This is a genomic window from Siphonobacter sp., from assembly GCF_048595215.1.
Taxonomy (GTDB): Bacteria; Bacteroidota; Bacteroidia; order Cytophagales; family Spirosomataceae; genus Siphonobacter.
The window spans coordinates 1-3,812 of the sequence record NZ_JBMDWJ010000250.1 but is presented as its reverse complement, the minus strand read 5'-3'; the positions used below and the strand labels follow the sequence as shown (position 1 = coordinate 3,812).

The 3,812-nt window shown below is 48.8% G+C and carries 3 protein-coding genes; 1 reads left to right on the top strand and 2 read right to left on the bottom strand.

The features are described from left to right. Positions 1 to 956, top strand: a 956-nt coding sequence (locus ACOJTG_RS15555) for a hemolysin family protein (protein WP_420154668.1), incomplete at its 5' end; no start/stop codon positions are given. Positions 957 to 1,511: 555 nt separating this feature from the next. Here the strand turns inward: ACOJTG_RS15555 and ACOJTG_RS15550 are convergent. Together ACOJTG_RS15550 and ACOJTG_RS15545 are read right to left on the bottom strand one after the other, a co-directional pair. Then, positions 1,512 to 2,339 (bottom strand): hypothetical protein, encoded by an 828-nt coding sequence (locus ACOJTG_RS15550; protein ID WP_420154667.1) that lies wholly within the window; start codon positions 2,337 to 2,339, stop codon positions 1,512 to 1,514. Between the two features lie 208 nt (positions 2,340 to 2,547). Beyond that, on the bottom strand, positions 2,548 to 3,663 hold the full coding sequence (locus ACOJTG_RS15545; protein ID WP_420154666.1) for an efflux RND transporter periplasmic adaptor subunit: 1,116 nt from the start codon (positions 3,661 to 3,663) through the stop codon (positions 2,548 to 2,550). Positions 3,664 to 3,812 lie beyond the last annotated feature (149 nt).

The following is a 3,812-nucleotide window of genomic DNA, read 5'->3' as shown; positions in this document are numbered from 1 at the left end:
CTTTGTTTTTGCTGAATCCGGACGTGTTTCTGGAAGTACTGGCTATTCCCATCTGGTTAGTGTATTACGCCATGTACCCGCTGGTATTCGCGATTGTGTCGGCTTCCCGGTGGTTTATTGTCAACGTATTACGACTGAATTACTCAGAAGTGAAGCCCATCTTTGGCGTAACGGATTTATCTAATTACCTGGAAAATATCAATGTTCCCGAAGGTAAAAAGGAAGAAGTAGCCGATGTAGATACGAAAATCTTCAATAATGCTCTGGAGTTCCGGCAGGTGAAAGTTCGGGACTGTATGATTCCCCGTACGGAAATCGTAGCCGTGGATATTGAAGAAGGCATGAAGGGCCTGAAAAAGATGTTACAACAAAGCGGCCATTCGAAGATTCTGGTGTACCGCGAAACGATTGAAGACGTTGTTGGATACTGCCACGGGCTGGCGTTATTTAAGAAACCCAAGGATATTGAAAGTATACTGAATCCGATTTTGATTGTACCGGAAGCGATGTCGGCTCAGGATCTGATGATCAAGTTTACGCAGGAACGCAAAAGTGTGGCTCTGGTCGTAGACGAGTTTGGTGGTACTTCGGGGCTGGTGAGTCTGGAAGATATTATCGAGCAGATTTTCGGTGATATTCAGGACGAATACGATGACTCGGAAGATTGGGTAGAGAAGAAAATCGATGATCGCACGTACCTGCTTTCGGCCCGTCACGAAATCGATTACCTCAATGATAAGTACGGCTGGAATTTTCCCGAGGGCGATTATGATACGTTGGGTGGCCTGATCATTACAATAAACGAAGACTTGCCCCAGACAAACGAGGTAGTGATTTTGTACCCGTTCCAGTTCCAGATCATGGAAATGAAAGATGCCCGAATCGATACCGTGAAACTAACCATTACCGGAGCGATTCCAGAGGAGCGAAAGCCTTCCAAGGAAATCCGGCATTAAGGTGGGTTTGAAGGTAGTTGGAAACGTTTGAAGGTATGAATTACTGTTCTCTAATTCGATACTGTTGCGGCTGTTTGAAAGGGTTTGGCGAGGATTGGGGGATGAATAAATCCGATGACAGTTTTGGTTCCGTCTAGATTTACTGGTAGGCCAGGGGTTTCACCCCTGGCTATTTTTATTGAACCCCTTCGGGGTTGCTCCTGGATAGAACTGAATGCGATGGGAGAAAAAGGCTATCAGGGGGATGATTACAAAGGCAGTTGGAAACTGCCCCATAAGGGGTACAAGTTTGGAAACTTGCACCAGTGAGCCTACTGAGTGGGGACTCGTTAACCCCGGAGGGGTTCAATATCATTAGCCCCGTATGCAATGCGGGGAAACGATTCGCGAGGAAATGCTTATCAAGGCAGTTGGAAACTGCCCCATGGTGGGTACAAGTTTGGAAACTTGCACCAGTGATTCAATACCAAGAACCCCGTATGCAATGCGGGGCCAACCACCCAATTATACCTTCAAACCTTGTTAAACCTCTTTCAAACTCCTAAACCAAACCTCTTACAACAACCAGAACGGAAGTAGGAAAATCCCATCGCCGATCCAGCGATAGCGTTCATTGGTGAGATAAAACGGATAATCGCGGCGAATTTCAATGAGTACCAAACTCATGAATAGTTCGGTAAAGGCAAACCGACGCTGGTAAGGAAGTACTTCCGTAAAACTGATGGACAGAAAAAGTACCGTAATGCCTCCAATAATCAGGTACATCAGTAAATCCGGAATTCCGTCGCGGAGTAGACTGGCTAAATTGGAGGCGTAAAGTTTTCCCGACTGCGTCTCCATCCAGGAAAACAAGATCAGATTCTGAAAAGCAATCAGAGCGAACATCACCGCCATAGCCTGATCCTGCCAGGGGATGAGTCGCTGTTGCGTAAACGCCACGCCCCAAACTCCAGCTGCGTAGACGCAGGCCGTGATGGGTTCCTTCAGCAGATACATTTTACTTTTCGGAGCCAGTTTGTTGACCATGAACAGGTACAGACCGACCACCACACTTAAAATAAGGCCGAAACGGATCAGCGGAAAGGGAAGAAACAAAGTCAAGATTCCAGCCAGTACGGCCACCCCTGCCGCTACTTTCCAGAACAGGTCGGCATGCTGGGCGTGAAACTGATGACGGGGCGTCGCCGGAATGGGTTTCTTGCGAATATCAAGCAGCCGATCTACCGTATAAATCAGCCACACCGTAAGCGTCAGTACTGCAATGGCTGTATAATTAATCTCACCCTTGCCGTCCGGCAGCCGACTGGCAGCGGCGGCACAAAGGGCTGCCCCCGCCGCTACATCGAGGTTAAGCCAGTGAAGTTGTTGTAATACTGATCGCACTCCCAAAACTAAAATCTTTAATAAACCCCAAAAGTAGGAAGTCTTTTCAAGGCGAAAGCGGAAATCACACAGATATGTTTAGAAGTTGGCCACCGAAATCTAATTATAATCATACATTAAGTTTTTGAAGGCTTCGTAAAAACGAAGGAGACGTAGCTTAGGCTACGCCTCCTTCCGGACTATTCAGGCATGGGACAATCGGTGCTGGCTAGTTACTGGCCAGTTGTACCTTCAGACTGGTACCATTCGCAATTTCTTCGCTGGCTCGTTTCAGGACCGTATCGCCGGGTTTAAGATCGCCAAAAACCTGGGTTTGCCCGACGGCTTCATCGCCTTTCTGTACCGTCACGTGAACGGCTTTCCCGTTTTCTACTTTAATTACAAACGTACGATCCATGGTACTGACAATGGCCGTTTTGGGGACGTACATGCTGCCTTCCGTGGAATGAACGGGTAACCGGGCCGAGGCGAACATACCCGGTTTCAGCTTTTCGTTAGTATTCTGAATATCAATTTCAATCAGCTCCGAGCGGGTTTCCGGGCGTACGGTATTCGATACCCGATTGATTTTTCCCGTAAAGGTCTGATTGGGAAAACTTCGCACGCTGAACTGAACCGTATTGCCTTTGTAGTTATTGTTGAGGTACGCTTCCGGAACCGCTACCCGTAACCTGAGTCGGTCCAGCTGCCGGATTTTCAACATGGGAATACTGTTCTGTCCACCGGGACCCACGAACGCTCCGGGAGACAGACGACGATCCGTAATCACGCCCGTGAACGGAGCCGTAATTTTAAGATAACTAACCAATTGCTGCACGGACGTATAGTGAGCATTGGCAGCTACTACGGCCAGACTATCCGAAATTGCTTTGGTACGGGATGCATCCAGATCGACGGGGGAGATGGCTCCCGTCGTTCGGTTGGCCCGTAGTACCCGCTGGTAGGTAGCTTTGCTGGCTTCGTGTACGGCTTCGGCGGCTTTTACTTTGGAATAGGCTTCAGTTAAGTTAGCCGTTAGCTCTGGAGCTTCCAGTTCCGCCAGTACCTGTCCTTTTTTTACTTTATCGCCAATATCCGCGTGGAGCGAACGCACGTAACTGCTTACGCGGGGATACAGGTCAGTTTCGTAGTAACTTTCCAGCTCTCCCGGCAAATTCAGCTCGCGGGTAGGGCGTGAGGCCGCAATTTTTACGGCTTCGTAGCGAATATCCGGATCCTGGGCCGGGTCCGTAGCCACGGTTTCGTTCGAGGCTGAATGACAGCTGCTCAGGAACGCAACGAAGCTCGCTACCGTCAGGATTCGTATTAAAGCGTTGGTATGCATGCTAGTAGGAGGAATAAGCCTAGGCGATTTCATTTTCAAGTACAGGAGTTCCATCGTATACCGCACTGGTCGGATCGTCGGGATCGAGGGAGGGAGAAATAAGTGATGTTTTTCGTTGGATGGCCGCAAAAACCAGGGGTAAAATGAGC

Bases quoted from the DNA above. Each gene is read 5' to 3' on its own strand.
- ACOJTG_RS15545 (WP_420154666.1), bottom strand. From the start codon at position 3,663: ATGCATACCAACGCTTTAATACGAATCCTGACGGTAGCGAGCTTCGTT.